Source organism: Ochrobactrum sp. PL_is483, from assembly GCF_055816855.1.
The window spans coordinates 1-17,810 of the sequence record NZ_JBVPGS010000014.1 but is presented as its reverse complement, the minus strand read 5'-3'; the positions used below and the strand labels follow the sequence as shown (position 1 = coordinate 17,810).

General features: G+C 57.1%; 15 protein-coding genes and 1 tRNA gene. 2 read left to right on the top strand and 14 right to left on the bottom strand.

Features of this window, described 5'->3' with window-relative positions:
• The 4 genes from AC0TNJ_RS00215 to rpsL all read right to left on the bottom strand — a co-directional run.
• On the bottom strand, nt 1–171 hold a 171-nt coding region (locus AC0TNJ_RS00215; RefSeq protein ID WP_473769868.1), incomplete at its 3' end, for a GTP-binding protein.
• 63 nt (nt 172–234) lie between these two features.
• Nucleotides 235–2,319, bottom strand: coding sequence for an elongation factor G (gene fusA / locus AC0TNJ_RS00210; RefSeq protein ID WP_122003660.1), 2,085 nt, complete (start codon nt 2,317–2,319; stop codon nt 235–237).
• 30 nt (nt 2,320–2,349) lie between these two features.
• On the bottom strand, nt 2,350–2,820 hold the full coding sequence (gene rpsG, locus AC0TNJ_RS00205) for a 30S ribosomal protein S7 (RefSeq protein WP_006467033.1): 471 nt from the start codon (nt 2,818–2,820) through the stop codon (nt 2,350–2,352).
• A gap of 66 nt (nt 2,821–2,886) precedes the next feature.
• Nucleotides 2,887–3,258 carry a 30S ribosomal protein S12 gene (rpsL, locus tag AC0TNJ_RS00200; RefSeq protein ID WP_006471111.1) on the bottom strand — a complete coding sequence of 124 codons (372 nt, stop codon included), beginning with the start codon at nt 3,256–3,258 and terminating at the stop codon, nt 2,887–2,889.
• 479 nt (nt 3,259–3,737) lie between these two features.
• On the opposite strand from rpsL, the gene AC0TNJ_RS00195 reads away from it, so the two are divergent.
• Nucleotides 3,738–4,061 (top strand): hypothetical protein, encoded by a 324-nt coding sequence (locus tag AC0TNJ_RS00195; protein ID WP_122003659.1) that lies wholly within the window; start codon nt 3,738–3,740, stop codon nt 4,059–4,061.
• A 180-nt stretch (nt 4,062–4,241) separates the two neighbouring features.
• Entirely contained in the window at nt 4,242–4,730 is a 489-nt protein-coding gene (gene umoC, locus AC0TNJ_RS00190) for a UmoC family flagellar biogenesis regulator (RefSeq protein ID WP_473769867.1), read from the top strand.
• A gap of 225 nt (nt 4,731–4,955) precedes the next feature.
• On the opposite strand, the gene rpoC is transcribed toward umoC, so the two are convergent.
• From rpoC to AC0TNJ_RS00140, 10 genes are all read right to left on the bottom strand, one after another.
• Entirely contained in the window at nt 4,956–9,158 is a 4,203-nt protein-coding gene (rpoC, locus tag AC0TNJ_RS00185; protein WP_122003657.1) for a DNA-directed RNA polymerase subunit beta', read from the bottom strand.
• Nucleotides 9,159–9,358: 200 nt separating this feature from the next.
• The gene (rpoB, locus tag AC0TNJ_RS00180) at nt 9,359–13,492 is read right to left on the bottom strand and encodes a DNA-directed RNA polymerase subunit beta (protein ID WP_473769866.1); all 4,134 of its coding nucleotides are present in this window, start codon (nt 13,490–13,492) and stop codon (nt 9,359–9,361) included.
• 205 nt (nt 13,493–13,697) lie between these two features.
• Entirely contained in the window at nt 13,698–14,072 is a 375-nt protein-coding gene (gene rplL / locus AC0TNJ_RS00175) for a 50S ribosomal protein L7/L12 (RefSeq protein ID WP_006467038.1), read from the bottom strand.
• 51 nt (nt 14,073–14,123) lie between these two features.
• Nucleotides 14,124–14,642: a 50S ribosomal protein L10 gene (gene rplJ / locus AC0TNJ_RS00170; RefSeq protein WP_119042063.1), complete on the bottom strand. Its 519-nt coding sequence runs from the start codon at nt 14,640–14,642 to the stop codon at nt 14,124–14,126.
• Between the two features lie 386 nt (nt 14,643–15,028).
• A complete protein-coding gene (gene rplA, locus AC0TNJ_RS00165; RefSeq protein WP_122003655.1) occupies nt 15,029–15,730 on the bottom strand; it encodes a 50S ribosomal protein L1 in 702 nt (233 codons plus the stop codon).
• A 4-nt stretch (nt 15,731–15,734) separates the two neighbouring features.
• Entirely contained in the window at nt 15,735–16,163 is a 429-nt protein-coding gene (rplK, locus tag AC0TNJ_RS00160; protein WP_122003654.1) for a 50S ribosomal protein L11, read from the bottom strand.
• A 198-nt stretch (nt 16,164–16,361) separates the two neighbouring features.
• Nucleotides 16,362–16,889 (bottom strand): transcription termination/antitermination protein NusG, encoded by a 528-nt coding sequence (nusG, locus tag AC0TNJ_RS00155; protein ID WP_122003653.1) that lies wholly within the window; start codon nt 16,887–16,889, stop codon nt 16,362–16,364.
• A gap of 22 nt (nt 16,890–16,911) precedes the next feature.
• Nucleotides 16,912–17,112 (bottom strand): preprotein translocase subunit SecE, encoded by a 201-nt coding sequence (secE, locus tag AC0TNJ_RS00150; RefSeq protein ID WP_122003661.1) that lies wholly within the window; start codon nt 17,110–17,112, stop codon nt 16,912–16,914.
• A gap of 420 nt (nt 17,113–17,532) precedes the next feature.
• Nucleotides 17,533–17,608, bottom strand: a tRNA-Trp gene (locus tag AC0TNJ_RS00145).
• A gap of 65 nt (nt 17,609–17,673) precedes the next feature.
• On the bottom strand, nt 17,674–17,810 hold a 137-nt coding region (locus tag AC0TNJ_RS00140; RefSeq protein WP_314309432.1), incomplete at its 5' end, for an EF-Tu C-terminal domain-related protein.

The window sequence follows — 17,810 nt, the reverse complement described above, 5'->3', positions numbered from 1 at the left end:
CGTGATGCCGCGCGCCTTTTCTTCCGGCGCTGCGTCGATCTGGTCATAGGCCTTGAAGTCACCAAAGTACTTCGTGATCGCTGCAGTCAGCGACGTCTTGCCATGGTCAACGTGACCAATCGTGCCGATGTTAACGTGGGGCTTCGTACGTTCAAACTTACTCTTTGCCATTTGAGCTCTCCGTAAATTTAGCCTGCTCAGGCATTCTTTTTAATTGGGAGCGTGACCCGTAGATCACGCAAACTTCTTCTGGATTTCCTGTGCGACCGCCGTCGGAACCGGCTCATAATGGTCGAACTGCATCGTGTACTGTGCACGGCCCTGGGACATCGAACGCAGCGAATTCACGTAGCCAAACATATTGGCCAGTGGAACGTTTGCGTTGACGACCGTGGCGATGCCGCGGGCTTCGGTGCCGGAAATCTGACCGCGACGCGAGTTCAGATCGCCGATAACGTCACCAACGTAGTCTTCCGGCGTCACAACCTCGACCTTCATGATCGGCTCGAGGAGCTGGGCGCCAGCCTTCTGCGCACCTTCACGGAACGCTGCACGGGACGCGATTTCGAAGGCGAGAACAGACGAGTCAACGTCATGGTAAGCGCCGTCGATCAGGGTGGCCTTCACGCCGAGCATCGGGAAGCCAGCCAGCGGGCCTGCACCCATGACGCTTTCGATACCCTTCTGGACACCCGGGATGTATTCCTTCGGAACCGAGCCACCGACGATCTTCGATTCGAAGATGAAATCGTCGCCGTCATGCGGTTCGAAGATAATCTTGACGCGAGCGAACTGACCCGAACCACCCGACTGCTTCTTGTGGGTGTAATCGATTTCAGCCTGACGGGTGATCGATTCACGATAAGCAACCTGCGGAGCACCGACGTTAGCTTCAACCTTGAATTCGCGCTTCATGCGATCGACGAGAATGTCGAGGTGAAGTTCGCCCATGCCGGCGATGATGGTCTGACCGGATTCTTCGTCCGACTTGACGCGGAAAGAAGGATCTTCGGCGGCCAGACGATTGAGCGCGATGCCCATCTTTTCCTGGTCGGCCTTGGTCTTCGGTTCGATAGCGATTTCGATAACCGGATCCGGGAATTCCATGCGCTCGAGGATAACCGGCTTCAGCGGATCGCAGAGCGTATCGCCAGTGGTGGTTTCCTTGAGGCCAGCCAGAGCAACGATGTCGCCTGCAAAGGCTTCTTCGATGTCTTCACGGCTGTTGGAGTGCATCTGCAGCATACGGCCGATACGCTCACGCTTGCCCTTGACGGTGTTTTCGAGCGAAATGCCCTTGGTCAGCTTGCCCGAGTAAATACGAGCAAAGGTCAGCGAACCAACGAACGGATCGTTCATGATCTTGAACGCAAGCAGCGCAAGCGGTGCTTCATCCGAGGATTCACGAGTGGTTTCGGTTTCCGTCTTGACGTCGATGCCCTTGATGGCCGGAACTTCGTTCGGAGCCGGGAGGAAGTCGACGACTGCGTCGAGAAGCGGCTGAACGCCACGGTTCTTGAACGCGGTACCGCACAGAACCGGATGGAACTGAACAGCGATCGTGCCCTTGCGGATCAGTGCGCGAAGCTCATCATTCGAAGGCATATTGCCTTCAAGATAGGCTTCCATAGCGGATTCTTCGACTTCAACAGCCGTCTCGATCAGCTTCTCGCGGTATTCTTCGGCCTTGGCCTGCATGTCAGCAGGAATTTCGCCGATGATGGTCGCGCCACCGATCGAACCGTCCCAGGTATAGGACTTCATCTCGATCAGATCGACAACGCCCTGGAATTCGGTTTCAGCACCAATCGGTAGCTGAACAACGAGGGCGGTCGCACCAAGACGGGTCTTGATCATGTCGACGCAGCGATAGAAGTCGGCGCCGATCTTGTCCATCTTGTTGACGAAAACCATGCGCGGGACATGGTACTTTTCAGCCTGACGCCAGACGGTTTCCGTCTGCGGCTCAACGCCGGCATTGGCGTCGAGAAGAGCAATCGCACCGTCGAGAACGCGAAGCGAACGCTCGACTTCAATCGTGAAGTCAACGTGGCCAGGCGTGTCGATGATGTTGAAGCGGCGCTTCTTGCCATCACGGCCCTGCCAGAACGTGGTCGTTGCAGCGGAAGTGATCGTAATACCGCGTTCCTGCTCCTGCTCCATCCAGTCCATGGTCGACGCACCATCGTGGGTTTCGCCGATCTTGTGGTTCTTACCGGTGTAGAACAGGATGCGCTCAGTCGTCGTCGTCTTACCGGCGTCGATGTGAGCCATGATACCGAAATTGCGGTAGTCTTCGATTTTATATTCGCGGGCCATGATAGTCGCTCTCTGAATAGGTTTCGACGATTACCAGCGGTAATGCGAGAAAGCGCGGTTGGCTTCAGCCATGCGATGCGTGTCTTCACGCTTCTTCACAGCAGAACCACGGTTGTTGGCAGCATCGAGCAGCTCACCGGAAAGACGATCGATCATCGTCGTCTCGTTACGGCCACGAGCAGCATTGATGAGCCAACGGATGGCAAGTGCCTGGCGGCGTTCTGGACGCACATCAACCGGAACCTGATAGGTTGCACCACCAACGCGGCGCGAGCGGACTTCGATGTGCGGAGCTACGTTGTCGAGCGCCTGATGGAACAGCGCGACCGGCTCGGACTTTGCCTTGGCTTCGATTGCATCGAGCGCACCGTAAACAATGCTTTCGGCAACCGACTTCTTGCCATGAAGCATGACTGCATTCATGAACTTCGTGATAACGAGATCGCCGAACTTCGGATCCGGATTGATCTCACGCTTCTCAGCCTTATGGCGTCTGGACATTTCGTCTCTTCTTTCAATTACATCGGGCTCAGCTCGCCTGCTGGCGGCCGGTATCCCCGGAAAATCTTACTTCGGACGCTTTGCACCGTACTTCGAACGGCGCTGCTTGCGGTTCTTGACGCCCTGGGTGTCGAGAACGCCGCGGATGATGTGGTAACGCACACCCGGCAAGTCCTTCACACGACCGCCGCGGATCATAACGACGGAGTGCTCCTGCAGGTTATGCCCTTCACCAGGGATATAACCGATGACTTCGAAGCCGTTCGTCAGACGAACCTTGGCAACCTTACGGAGAGCCGAGTTCGGCTTCTTCGGGGTCGTCGTGTAAACGCGGGTGCAAACGCCGCGCTTCTGAGGGTTTGCCTGCAGTGCAGGAACCTTATTACGCTTTACCGGCGCAATGCGCGGCTTGCGGATAAGCTGGTTTACGGTTGGCATACAACCTTCCTCTTTAAAAAATCTCGTATCCACGCCCCAAAGGGCCGTTTCACCGGCATGCTCATGCACAAATTCGGAGTCAGCCCTCGTCAACCGGTGGCCACCCCGAACAAAAGCAGAGGAAGCTGACGCTTCATGCGAACGGCAAGTTGCATTTCGATCGTAAAACGAACCCTGTTTGAGATGAACTTCAGGACGCGTCGTCCCGAAAAAGCCTGTCTCACATCGGCTCAGATGGGCTGCTGATACGTCTTTAGCGACGTTTCGTCAAGGGCAACGGCCCAAGTTTCTTCATTGAAAGACCTGAAACCGGCGTTTTGGCCCTGCCCGGACAGGTTATTGCGCCTCATTTGACGCCTATTCGCTAATATTACGCGATCAAAACCGTCATTTTCCCATGCAAGCATGGCGCAGCCACTCAGGTCAGGCTATTGAAGCACATCCGAGTCGAAACGCAACCGAATATTAAGGGTTTCTCAATGTCTTCCACATCCACAAATGATTCCACACCTACGGGCGACGATTCGCCCATCGTCCATCTCGTTATCGCTGATGTCTGGAACGAAGGCGAAGAATCCCCTGTCGAAGTGCACCTGCTTTTGAAATCAGACGAGAACGAAGATCTCGTGCAGACCGTTCTCAGCATTCTCGCTGAAGAAGGCTACCATGAAGCCGAGCTTCTGGAGATGGGCACACTGACCGAAGAGCCGGAAGAAGAACCGCACAAGAGCGCCTGGGCAACGGCGCTCAGTGGCGAAGTCGCGCTGATCGAATTCGACGGTGACGACGAAGAAGACGAATAAAAACGAACGCGGGGTCACAACCCCGCGTTTTTTCTTTCAACCTTCCGAAACTGCGATGCCCTATCGGGCGCCCTGCTCCAAGCCGCGCTGCCTTTTTGCAATTCGGCGACGCGATAGCGAAGCGTTAATTTTCGGGCGGCTTGCCCTCAAACCGCTCGAATTTCATGATACTCACCAGCATTGCTGAAACTTCATAATTTCAAATACCGTTGTCGGCATCTGTTCCGGCAACCCATTTTTTTGGAGATATTGATGAAATCCGCCTTTGGCCCATTGCTTCTCGGTATTCTACTTTCCTCTGGTGTCGTTCCAGCTCACGCTCAAAGCGCCCAACAGGAACAAGGTGCCCTCGCCCAATGTGAAGCCCAAATCGGCTCGCAGCCGCGAACCGAACTCGCATCTTGCCTGGACAAGCTCGAAAAACAGGCAAAAAGCGAACTGGCAGCAAAGCTGAAAAAGCTTCGCAAGGACATCAAAGATACCGGCTCCTCGGCGAGCGAAGCCGCGCTGAAATCGCTAGCGGCATCCGAACGGCAATTCGAACAGTTCAGAAAAGCAGAATGTCGCCGTGTCGCCGATGCGGCAATGGGCGGCAGCGGTGCGGGAGATTTTGAACGCGCTTGCAAAACCGACCTTCTGCGCTGGCGTATATCCCGTCTCGATCAATAATATAACGAGCCGTTCGGCACGGTTCGTTAGACACGGATCGCTCCGGTCTGGAGCATTTCGAGAAAAAGTGCGAAGCGGTTTTGCGCAGGATATTGCGCAAAAACAAACCGATAGAGCATTTCCAACGATTCAATTCGAACTCGAAATGCTCCAGCATTCCAGACCAACAATCAACAAAAAGGCCGCCCCGAAAGGCGGCCTTCTTCAGTTTCGTATCTACCGATCTTATTCGGCAGCGTTGTTGGTCATGTCCACCAGCATCGCATTGGCTTCCGCCGAACCGGAAGACTTGCGACGCTCGTCGATGATCAGATCGTCGCGAGCGGTTGCGATGCGACGGATCTGGTTGGTCATGCCGCCAGTACCGGCCGGGATGAGACGGCCAACGATGACGTTTTCCTTCAGACCCTGCAGCGTGTCCATCTTGCCTGCCACCGCAGCCTCGGTGAGAACGCGGGTCGTTTCCTGGAACGACGCAGCCGAAATGAACGAAGGCGTCTGCAGCGAAGCCTTGGTGATACCGAGCAGGACAGGATTGCCGGAACCCGGCTTCTTGCCTTCTTCGATAAGACGCTCGTTGATCTCTTCCAGCTCGATGCGGTCGACGTGGTCGCCCGGAATGTAGCCAGTATCGCCGGATTCCGTGATTTCCACCTTCTGCAGCATCTGACGGACAATCACTTCGATGTGCTTGTCGTTGATCAAAACGCCCTGCAAGCGATAGACTTCCTGGATTTCGTTCACGAGGTACGAAGCCAGAGCTTCGACGCCCTTGATCGCCAGAATGTCATGCGGCGCCGGGTTGCCGTCGAGGATGTACTCACCCTTTTCGATGACGTCACCGTCCTGAAGATGGAACGGCTTGCCCTTCGGAATGAGGTACTCGACCGGCTCGATCGTGTCGTCATTCGGCTCGATGATGATGCGACGCTTGTTCTTGTAGTCGCGGCCGAAGCGGACGGTACCATCGATCTCGGCGATGATGGCGTGGTCCTTCGGACGACGTGCTTCGAACAGTTCGGCCACGCGCGGCAGACCGCCGGTGATGTCCTTGGTCTTGGCGCTTTCCATCGGCAGACGGGCAATAACGTCACCAGCCTTCACATGCGCGCCGGGTTCGACCGAAAGGATCGATTCCACGGAGAGCAGGAAGCGGGCATCGCCGCCCTTCGACAGCTTCAGGATCTTGCCAGCCTTGTCCTTGATGACCATGGCAGGCTTGAGGTCCGAACCGCGAGGAGTCGAACGCCAGTCGATGACGACACGCTTGGTGATACCGGTCGACTCGTCAGCCGTTTCCGAAACCGAGAGACCATCGACGAGATCTTCGAACTCAACGTAGCCTTCAACTTCGGTCATGATCGGACGGGTATACGGGTCCCACTCGGCAATGCGCTGGCCGCGCTTGACGCTATCGCCCTCGTCCACGAACAGACGCGAACCGTAGGTCACACGATGGACCGCACGTTCCTTGCCCGTTGCGTCGAGGATCAGGACAGCCATGTTACGGCCCATCACCACGAGGTTGCCATCTGAGTTGCGAACCACGTTGCGGTTACGCAGCTTGACGGTGCCTTCATACGAAGCTTCGAGATACGAGCTGTCAACAACCTGTGCAGTACCGCCCAAGTGGAAGGTACGCATGGTGAGCTGGGTGCCCGGCTCGCCGATCGACTGTGCAGCGATAACGCCGACCGCTTCGCCCTGGTTGACCGGAGTACCGCGTGCAAGGTCGCGACCATAGCACTTGGCGCAAACGCCGTTGCGGGTTTCGCAGGTCAGGGCCGAGCGGATGCGGATCGACTGGATACCAGCCTTCTCGATGATCTCGACGTCCTTTTCCTCGATCATGCGGCCAGCTTCGACGATGACTTCGCCGGTTGCCGGATGCAGGATCGGATCGAGAGCCGTACGGCCCAGAACGCGCTGGCCGATCGAGGCAACGATCTGGCCGGCATCGACGATCGGCTGCATGGTGAGACCGATTTCGGCGCCGCAATCGACTTCCGAAATGATCGCATCCTGTGCAACGTCAACGAGACGACGGGTCAGGTAGCCCGAGTTGGCGGTCTTCAAGGCGGTGTCTGCCAGACCCTTACGGGCACCGTGGGTCGAGTTGAAGTACTCGTTAACGGTCAGGCCTTCCTTGAAGTTCGAGATGATCGGGGTTTCGATGATTTCACCCGACGGCTTGGCCATAAGGCCGCGCATGCCGCCAAGCTGACGCATCTGGTTGACCGAACCGCGGGCACCCGAATGCGACATCATGTAAACCGAGTTCATCTGCTTCTGGCGACCGGTCACCGGATCGAATTCCACGGCCTTGAGGCGCGCCATCATCTCTTCGGTGATCTTGTCGGTAGCCTTGCCCCAGGCGTCGACGACCTTGTTGTACTTTTCGCCCTGAGTGATCAGGCCGTCATTGTACTGCTGTTCGTATTCGGTCGTGAGCGCTTCGGTATCGGCAACGATCTTCGCCTTCGTGTCCGGGATGACCATGTCGTCCTTGCCGAACGAAATGCCGGCGCGGCAGGCATGGGCAAAGCCGAGCTGCATGATGCGATCGCAGAAGATAACCGTCTCTTTCTGACCGCAATGGCGGTAGACGTGATCGATCATCTTGGAGATGTTCTTCTTGGTCATCTCCTGATTGCAGATATCGAACGGCACCATGACGTTCTTCGGCAGAAGCTCGCCAATGATCATGCGGCCAGGCGTCGTGTCGTAAATCTTCGACACTGGCTTGCCTTCGGCATCAACAGTCTTGAAGCGACCCTTGATCTTGGTGTGCAGCGTGACGACCTTGTTTTCAAGCGCATGCTGCAGCTCGCCCATATCGGCGAACATCATGCCCTCGCCCGGCTCCTTCTCCGCCACGATGGACAGATAATAGAGGCCGAGAACCATGTCCTGCGAAGGAACGATGATCGGCGCGCCGTTGGCCGGATGCAGGATGTTGTTGGTCGACATCATCAGCACGCGGGCTTCAAGCTGGGCTTCAAGCGACAGCGGAACGTGGACAGCCATCTGGTCACCGTCGAAGTCGGCGTTGAACGCCGTACAAACGAGCGGATGCAGCTGGATTGCCTTGCCTTCGATCAGGGTGGGTTCGAAGGCCTGAATACCGAGACGGTGCAGGGTCGGCGCACGGTTCAGAAGAACCGGATGCTCACGGATCACTTCGTCAAGGATATCCCAGACTTCCGGGCGTTCCTTTTCAACCAGCTTCTTTGCCTGCTTGACGGTGGACGAATAGCCCTTCGCGTCAAGACGCGCATAGATGAACGGCTTGAACAGTTCGAGCGCCATCTTCTTCGGCAGGCCGCACTGGTGCAGCTTCAGTTCCGGACCGGTCACGATGACCGAACGGCCGGAATAGTCGACGCGCTTGCCGAGCAGGTTCTGACGGAAGCGGCCCTGCTTGCCCTTGAGCATGTCGGAGAGCGACTTCAGCGGACGCTTGTTGGCGCCGGTGATGACGCGGCCACGACGGCCGTTGTCGAACAGCGCGTCCACAGCTTCCTGCAGCATGCGCTTTTCGTTGCGGATGATGATGCCCGGCGCGCGCAGTTCGATCAGGCGCTTCAGACGGTTGTTACGGTTGATGACGCGGCGATAGAGATCGTTCAGATCCGACGTCGCGAAACGGCCGCCGTCCAGCGGCACGAGCGGACGCAGGTCCGGCGGAATGACCGGAACGATCTTCATGATCATCCATTCCGGACGGTTTCCCGACTCCAGGAAGTTTTCGACGATCTTCAGACGCTTCATCAGCTTCTTCTGCTTCAGGTCCGAGGTGGTCTCGGCAAGCTCGACGCGCAGATCGGCGGCGATCTTTTCGAGTTCCATCGAAGCCAGAAGCTCATAGATAGCTTCCGCGCCAATGAGGGCCGTGAACTGATCTTCGCCGAATTCATCGACGGCAATCATATATTCCTCTTCCGAAAGAAGCTGATGCTCCTTCAGCGAGGTCAGGCCGGGTTCGGTAACAATGTAGTTCTCGAAGTACAGGACGCGCTCGATATCCTTGAGCGTCATGTCCAGCAGCGTGCCGATACGGCTCGGCAGCGACTTCAGGAACCAGATATGGGCAACCGGGGCTGCGAGTTCGATGTGGCCCATGCGCTCGCGGCGAACGCGCGAGAGCGTGACTTCCACGCCGCACTTTTCGCAGATGATGCCCTTGTATTTCATGCGCTTGTACTTGCCGCACAAGCATTCATAGTCCTTGATCGGGCCAAAGATGCGCGCGCAGAAGAGACCATCGCGTTCAGGCTTGAACGTACGGTAGTTGATCGTCTCCGGCTTCTTGATCTCGCCGTATGACCAGGACAGAATCTTCTCAGGGCTGGCAATCGAGATTCTGATGGAATCGAACGTCTGTGCCGGAGCCTGAGGATTGAAAAGATTCATGACCTCTTGGTTCATGCCGTTCTCCTTGAGGGCGATCCGTCGCCCTGTGTCGTCGATGACAAGCTGAAAATCCTTGCCATCCTGAAAAGAAATCGCGGTGCTACGCAGTTATGAACTGGCTTGCCGTAGTCTCGTTTCCTCTTGCGGGAAAAACCGCCATCATCGAAAACGAGTTTACCGGCGCGCCACGGCAATACCATGGCGCGCCTTCAAGTTTATTCCGCCGCGTCCGGCAGGGCCGGCTGTTCGGCGTCACGCGTGTCGTCGAGTTCGACATTGAGGCCGAGCGAGCGCATTTCCTTGACGAGAACGTTGAAGCTCTCCGGAATGCCCGCTTCGAACGTGTCGTCGCCGCGCACAATCGCTTCGTAGACCTTGGTACGGCCTGCAACGTCGTCCGACTTGACGGTAAGCATTTCCTGCAGCGTGTAGGCCGCACCGTATGCTTCCAGAGCCCAGACCTCCATTTCGCCGAAGCGCTGTCCGCCAAACTGGGCCTTGCCGCCCAGAGGCTGCTGCGTAACGAGCGAGTAAGGTCCGATCGAACGAGCGTGGATCTTGTCGTCGACCAGGTGGTGGAGCTTCAACATATAGATGTAGCCCATGGTCACCTGACGGTCGAACGGCTCACCCGTACGGCCATCGTAAAGCGTCGACTGTCCAGACGTTGCAAGTCCGGCATCCGTCAGCATCGCGTTGATGTCGGCTTCAATCGCACCGTCGAAGACCGGCGTAGCGATCGACACGCCGCGCTTCACCTGATTGGCCAGCATGAGGACGGAATCGTCGTCATAAGACCGGACCGGTTCGTTGCGGTCGTTGTCCGGATAGATGTGCTCCAGCGTGTCGCGCAGCGGCTGAATATTAGCCGTCTTGCGATAAACGTCGATGAGCTCACCGATCTTCCTGCCCATGCCGGCACATGCCCAGCCGAGGTGGGTTTCCAGAATCTGGCCCACATTCATTCGGCTCGGAACGCCAAGCGGGTTCAACACGATGTCGGCATGCGTACCGTCTTCCAGGAACGGCATGTCCTCGACCGGCAGAATGCGAGAAACCACACCCTTGTTGCCGTGACGGCCAGCCATCTTGTCGCCTGGCTGGATCTTGCGCTTCACAGCCACAAAGACCTTGACCATCTTCATGACGCCCGGAGGCATCTCGTCGCCGCGCTGTACCTTTTCGACCTTGTCCATGAAGCGTGCTTCGAGCAGCTTCTTGGAGTCGTCGTACTGGCTGCGCAGAGCTTCCAGCTCTCCCTGAAGCTTTTCGTCTTCAACGGCAAACTGCCACCACTGCGACCGCGGGTACTCGGTCATGAGATCACGGCTGATCGTCGTGCCCTTCTTGAAGCCCTTCGGGCCGGCAGCGGCAACCTTGCCGTCGATCATGTCGGCGAGACGGCCATAGACGTTGCGGTCCAGGATCGCCTGTTCGTCGTCACGGTCCTTGGCGAGACGCTCGATTTCCTCGCGCTCGATAGCCATGGCGCGTTCGTCCTTTTCAACGCCGTGGCGATTGAAAACACGAACTTCCACAACCGTACCGTAGGTTCCGGGCGGCATGCGCATGGAGGTGTCACGAACGTCCGATGCCTTTTCACCGAAGATGGCGCGCAGAAGCTTTTCTTCCGGCGTCATCGGGCTTTCGCCCTTCGGCGTGATCTTGCCGACAAGAATGTCGCCAGGATGCACTTCCGCACCGATGTAAACGATACCGGCTTCGTCGAGGTTCTTCAGCGCTTCTTCCGAAACGTTCGGAATATCGCGGGTGATTTCCTCAGGTCCAAGCTTGGTGTCGCGGGCGGCAACTTCGAATTCCTCGATATGGATCGAGGTGAACACGTCTTCCGAAACGATCTTCTCGGAAAGCAGGATCGAGTCTTCGTAGTTGTAGCCGTTCCACGGCATGAACGCGACGAGCACGTTGCGGCCAAGAGCCAGATCGCCCAGATCCGTGGACGGACCGTCAGCAATGATGTCACCCTTGCCGATGCGGTCGCCAACGCGAACGAGCGGACGCTGGTTGATGCAGGTCGACTGGTTCGAACGCTGGAACTTCTGCAGACGGTAGATGTCGACGCCCGACTTGGACGGATCGAGATCTTCCGTGGCGCGGATAACGATACGGGTCGCATCGACCTGATCGACCACACCGCCGCGGCGAGCAGCGATTGCTGCACCGGAGTCGCGGGCAACGATCGGCTCCATGCCCGTGCCGACGAACGGCGCTTCGGCGCGGACGAGCGGCACAGCCTGACGCTGCATGTTCGAGCCCATGAGAGCGCGGTTGGCGTCGTCGTTTTCCAGGAACGGGATCAGAGCCGCTGCAACCGAAACGAGCTGCTTCGGCGAAACGTCCATCAGGTCCACGTTTTCACGCGGAGCCATCATCACTTCACCGGCATGACGGCAGATGACGAATTCGTCAACAAAACCGCCCTGCTCGTCCAGTTCGACGTTAGCCTGAGCGACCGAGTGCTTGGCTTCTTCCATGGCCGACAGATAGACAACGTCGTTCGTCACCTTGCCGTCGACAACCTTGCGGTACGGGCTTTCGATGAAGCCGTACTTGTTGACGCGGGCAAAGGTTGCAAGCGAGTTGATCAGACCGATATTCGGGCCTTCCGGCGTTTCGATCGGGCAGATACGGCCATAGTGGGTCGGATGCACGTCGCGAACTTCGAAGCCAGCGCGCTCGCGGGTCAAACCGCCCGGTCCAAGTGCCGACAGACGGCGCTTGTGGGTGATTTCCGAAAGCGGGTTGGTCTGGTCCATGAACTGCGACAGCTGCGAGGAACCGAAGAACTCGCGCACGGCTGCAGCAGCCGGCTTCGCGTTGATCAGGTCCTGCGGCATCACCGTGTCGATTTCGATCGAGGACATACGTTCCTTGATCGCGCGCTCCATGCGGAGAAGACCGACGCGATACTGATTTTCCATCAGTTCGCCGACCGAACGTACGCGGCGGTTGCCAAGGTTGTCGATGTCGTCGATTTCGCCGCGACCGTCGCGCAGTTCCACCAGCATCTTGACCACGGCCAGGATGTCTTCCTTGCGCAGAACGCGCACGGTGTCTTCCGCGTCGAGGTCGAGACGCATGTTCATCTTGACGCGACCGACGGCCGAAAGGTCGTAACGCTCGGCATCGAAGAACAGCGAGTTGAACATCGCTTCGGCGGAATCCATCGTGGGCGGTTCGCCCGGACGCATGACGCGATAGATGTCGAACAGCGCTTCCTGACGGCTTTCGTTCTTGTCCACAGCCAGCGTGTTGCGGATATACGCGCCGATATTGACATGGTCGATATCGAGAACGTTGATTTCCGTCTCGCCGGTGTCGAGCAGGGTCTTGAGGACCTTCTCGTCGATTTCGTCACCGGCTTCGAGATAAATCTCGCCGGTTGCGTAATTGACGACGTCTTCCGCAAGATATGAACCGAACAGATCGTCTTCAGTCGCCTTGATGGCCTTGAGGCCCTTTTCAGCGAGCTGCTTGGCCGAGCGTGCAGTCAGCTTCTTGCCGGCTTCGAGAACGACTTCACCGGTGTCGGCATCGATGAGATCGGAAATGATCTTCATGCCCTTGAAGCGGTCAGCCGAATACGGGATGCGCCAGTTGTCGCCATCGCGCGTATAGGTGACGGTCTTGTAGAACGTCGACAGAATGTCTTCGCCGTCCATGCCAAGCGCCATCAGCAGCGTGGTGGCAGGCAGCTTGCGGCGGCGGTCGATGCGTGCGTAGACGATGTCCTTGGAATCGAATTCGATATCCAGCCAGGAACCGCGATAAGGAATGACGCGAGCCGCGAACAGGAGTTTGCCCGACGAGTGGGTCTTGCCCTTGTCGTGATCGAAGAACACGCCCGGCGAGCGGTGCATCTGCGAAACGATCACGCGCTCGGTGCCGTTAACGATAAAGGTGCCGTTGTCGGTCATGAGCGGCATATCGCCCATGTAGACATCCTGCTCCTTGATGTCCTTGATCGACTTCGCGCCGGTATCTTCGTCAATATCGAACACGATGAGACGCAGCGTCACCTTGAGTGGCGCCGAATACGTCAGATCGCGCTGACGGCATTCGTCAACATCGAATTTTGGTGCATCGAACTCGTAGCGAACGAATTCGAGCATTGAAGCGCCGGAGAAATCCTGAATTGGGAAAACAGACTTGAAAACCGCCTGCAAACCCTCGTCAGGACGCCCGCCGGATGGTTCTTCAACCATAAGGAACTGGTCGTAAGATGCCTTCTGAACCTCGATAAGGTTCGGCATCTCGGCGACCTCGGGGATCTTGCCGAAAAATTTGCGTACGCGCTTGCGACCATTGAAAGAATGGGTCTGAGCCATCGTCGCTCCTCGTTCTATAGCCTTGCGGCTTGCTCACGCCTTGCGGCCTTTATCATCGCCGCCTTTCAGCGGTCCTTCTAACGGGCTAAAACCCGTTTCCTGAAAGCCGTTCCGGCGCTCAGGAAAAGGGTTCCAGTCATCCGACCCGCCGGAAAAATCAGGCGGAACTGGCGGATGGAAAACCATCCGCCAGAATAGTCCGAACTTACTTGAGTTCGACCTTGGCGCCAGCAGCTTCGAGCTGTGCCTTGATCTTCTCAGCTTCGTCCTTCGAAGCGCCTTCCTTGACAGCCTTCGGAGCGCCTTCGACCAGGTCCTTGGCTTCCTTGAGGCCGAGACCGGTGATTGCGCGCACTTCCTTGATCACGTTGATCTTGTTAGCGCCGCCGTCAGCGAGAACGACGTCGAACTCGGTCTTTTCTTCTGCAGCAGCAGCAGGGGCAGCGCCACCAGCAGCAGCAACAGCGACCGGAGCAGCAGCCGAAACGCCCCACTTCTCTTCGAGAAGCTTGGACAGCTCAGCAGCTTCCAGAACGGTCAGGGCCGAAAGGTCTTCAACGATCTTTGCGAGATCAGCCATTTTTGTACTTCCTATTATAAAGGTTTGAACTGTTGACAGCGAGAAACGGCCTTAAGCCGCCTCGTTCTTCCGGGCGTGCGCGCCGATAACGCGGGCGATCTGGCCCGCCGGAGCGCTGGTAAGTACTGCAAGACGCTGGGCCGGGGTCTGGATCATACCAACCAGCTTTGCGCGCAGTTCGTCGAGCGACGGGAGCGAAGCAAGCGACTTGACGCCATCGGCGTTAAGCGTCGTTGCACCCATTGCACCGCCGAGGATAACGAGCTTGTCGTTAGCCTTGGCGAATTCGACGGCTACTTTCGGAGCGGCGATCGGGTCGTTTGCGTAAGCAACAACCGTCTGACCTGTAAACAGGTCAGCAATGCCTTCCGATTCCGTGCCCTGAAGAGCGATTTTGGCAAGGCGGTTTTTCGCGACTTTAACGGACCCACCTGCATCACGCATCTTCGAGCGAAGATCGCTCATCTGCGCAACGGTGAGACCGGTATAGTGGGCCACGACGACCGAACCGGACTCTTTGAAAGCGCCGTTCAGCCACGCGACAAATTCGCGCTTTTCCGCTCTATCCACTGTCTCTCTCCAGTTGACAGGACAACATATGCCCTGCCGGGTTGCCTTTGCCGGACGAACTTCACAGTCAGTCCGACGTTCGAGGATCCTGTCCCCTTCGGCACCACCTGCAAGCAGGCTTCACCCAAAGGCAACTACGGTTCAAACCTCGCATGCGTTCTCACGCGAAACCAGGTTATTCCACGTCTCATGCAGGCTTTGCGTTTAAGGCAATCATCAAGGATGAGCGCCGCCTGCAATCTCGGACAGGATAACCGGATTTTCATCCGGCTATCCGAATCTTGCGATCCGGAATTCTTGCCTTTCGCCCCGAAGGACAGGCCGGCAGCCTTGCGCCTCCCCTTTCAGGAAAGGCTTGGGCCCCGGCGAACCGGAGCCCGAAAAACTTAGGCAACGACCTTGACGGTTGCCGGGTCGACCTTGACGCCAACGCCCATGGTCGAGGAAATCGACACGCGCTTGACGTATTCGCCCTTGGCAGCCGACGGCTTTGCCTTGATGACGGCATCAGCGAAAGCCTTGATGTTTTCTTCGAGCTTCGCATTGTCGAAGGAAACCTTGCCGATACCGGCATGGATGATACCAGCCTTCTCGACGCGGAATTCGACTGCACCGCCCTTGGAAGCAGCAACAGCGGCTGCAACGTCGGTGGTGACGGTGCCGACCTTCGGGTTCGGCATCATGCCACGGGGGCCGAGAACCTTACCGAGACGACCGACGAGCGGCATCATGTCCGGGGTTGCAATGCAGCGATCGAATTCGATCTTGCCGCCATTGACGATTTCGAACAGGTCTTCCGCACCAACGATGTCGGCGCCAGCCTTCTTCGCTTCCTCAGCCTTGTCGCCGCGAGCGAAAACAGCAACGCGAACCGTACGGCCCGTGCCGTTCGGCAGATTGACGACGCCGCGGACCATCTGGTCAGCATGGCGCGGGTCAACGCCGAGGTTCATCGCGATTTCGATGGTTTCGTCGAACTTTGCGACGGCACGCTCCTTGACGAGGCCGATTGCTGCCGACAGGTCGTACAGCTTGTTGGCGTCAATGCCTTCGCGGATCTTAGCTACGCGCTTGGAAATCTTCGCCATCGTCTCAGCCCACCACTTCCAGGCCCATCGAACGGGCAGAACCTTCGATCATGCGCATTGCTGCTTCAACATCAGCGGCGTTCAGATCCTTCATCTTCGCTTCAGCGATCGCACGAACCTTGTCGCGCGTGATCGTGCCGGCGCTTGCCTTGCCCGGGGTCTTCGAACCCGACTTCAGGTTGGCGGCCTTCTTGAGGAAATAGGTCACCGGAGGCGTCTTCATCACAAAAGTGAAAGACTTGTCCTGATAATAGGTAATCACGACCGGAATCGGGGAACCCTTTTCCATGTCCTGCGAGGCAGCGTTGAACGCCTTGCAGAATTCCATGATGTTAATGCCGCGCTGACCCAGGGCCGGACCGATCGGGGGCGACGGATTGGCCGCACCTGCCGCTACCTGGAGCTTCAGCTGGCCTGCAACTTTCTTAGCCATTGCTTTCTGCCTTTTTACTTTGCCGGAAATCCGGCTTTCTCGATTAATGCCGGAAAATCCGGCTCTCGACTGGCGCCAGTACAACTGGCGGGCAGTTCGGTGGTTCGGAAACTAACGACCGGCTAAGCCGCCCTCCCTTCCACCATGCTCACCTCACCCGAAACTCGGACGAGATGAACGCCCTTCACGGGCAAACGATCAGAGCTTGTCGACCTGACCGTATTCCAGATCCACAGGCGTTGCGCGCCCGAAGATGGAAACCTCAACCTTGAGACGCGCACGCTCTTCGTCGACTTCCTGAACGATACCGTTGAACGAAGCAAACGGACCGTCGGAAACGCGAACGTTCTCGCCAATCTCGAAGGATACCGAAGTCTTCGGACGCTCGACGCCATCCTGAACCTGGTTCAGAATCTGGTCGACTTCCTTCTGGGAAACCGGAACAGGCTTGGAATCGCCAAGGAAACCAGTGACTTTCGGGGTATTCTTGATAAGCGAAAAGACGGCATCTGTGAGGGTTGCGCGAACCAGCACGTAACCGGGGAAGAACTTGCGCTCTGCATCGACCTTGCGGCCGCGGCGCACTTCAACGATCTTCTCGGTCGGCACGACGATCTGCTCGATCAGCTCGGACAGACCTTTCTGCTTCGCCTTGATCTCGATATCTTCGGCGACCTTCTTTTCGAAATTGGAATAGGCGTGAACGATGTACCAGCGCGCCGTCATCTAAAAACTCCCCAATCCTGACTTATCGACCAAAGCCGAGAATAAATTCCACGCCATAGGCCATAAGCTGGTCGGCAAGAAAAAAGAATGCAGCAGCCAGAAACGCCATAATCACCACCATGATGGTGGAGATGACCGTTTCACGCCGGGTCGGCCAGGTCACCTTCGCCGTTTCGGCGCGAACCTGCTGAAAAAAGGTGATCGGATTCGTTTTGGATGCCATCTGCCGCTCTGTCATTGATCCGGCGCTATCCTCAAACCCCACCCCGTCGAAACGAATCAGAAGCCTGAAGTCACGCGTCTGCGGCCCGCAAAGCTGAAAATTCAGCCCCACGCGCCGCGTGTCTGTTGACGTTACATAGAATCGATTCCCGGAAAAAACAAGCCCAAAGGTTAAAAGAATACCATACAGGCTTATCGGAGATCCGATCCTTGCGAATACCACTCGGCGCACCATCCAATCGTGCGGCGGCGATCCTTCCCTGCCCGGCCAACAAATCCCGCAAGGAATTATCATTTCCAACCGCGTCGCCCGGCCGATGCCAGCGCCATGATCGAAAAGCTGAGGTAGCATAAAATGCCACCTCATTTATCATATAGAAAACGGGCACTCACAGTCAAGCCGTGAGCACCCGTTCTAAAATGGCAGGGGCAGCAGGGTTCGAACCCGCGACCTACGGTTTTGGAGACCGTCGCTCTACCAACTGAGCTATACCCCTATGCGGCATTGCATTGCCTTATCGGCAGAATGCCAGACTGGCGGCGTAACCGCCAGTCAAATTCATTACTCGATGATCGAGGAGACGATGCCTGCACCGACGGTGCGGCCGCCTTCACGGATAGCGAAGCGAAGCTTCTCTTCCATCGCGATCGGCACGATCAGGGTAACGTCCATGGCGACGTTATCGCCAGGCATGACCA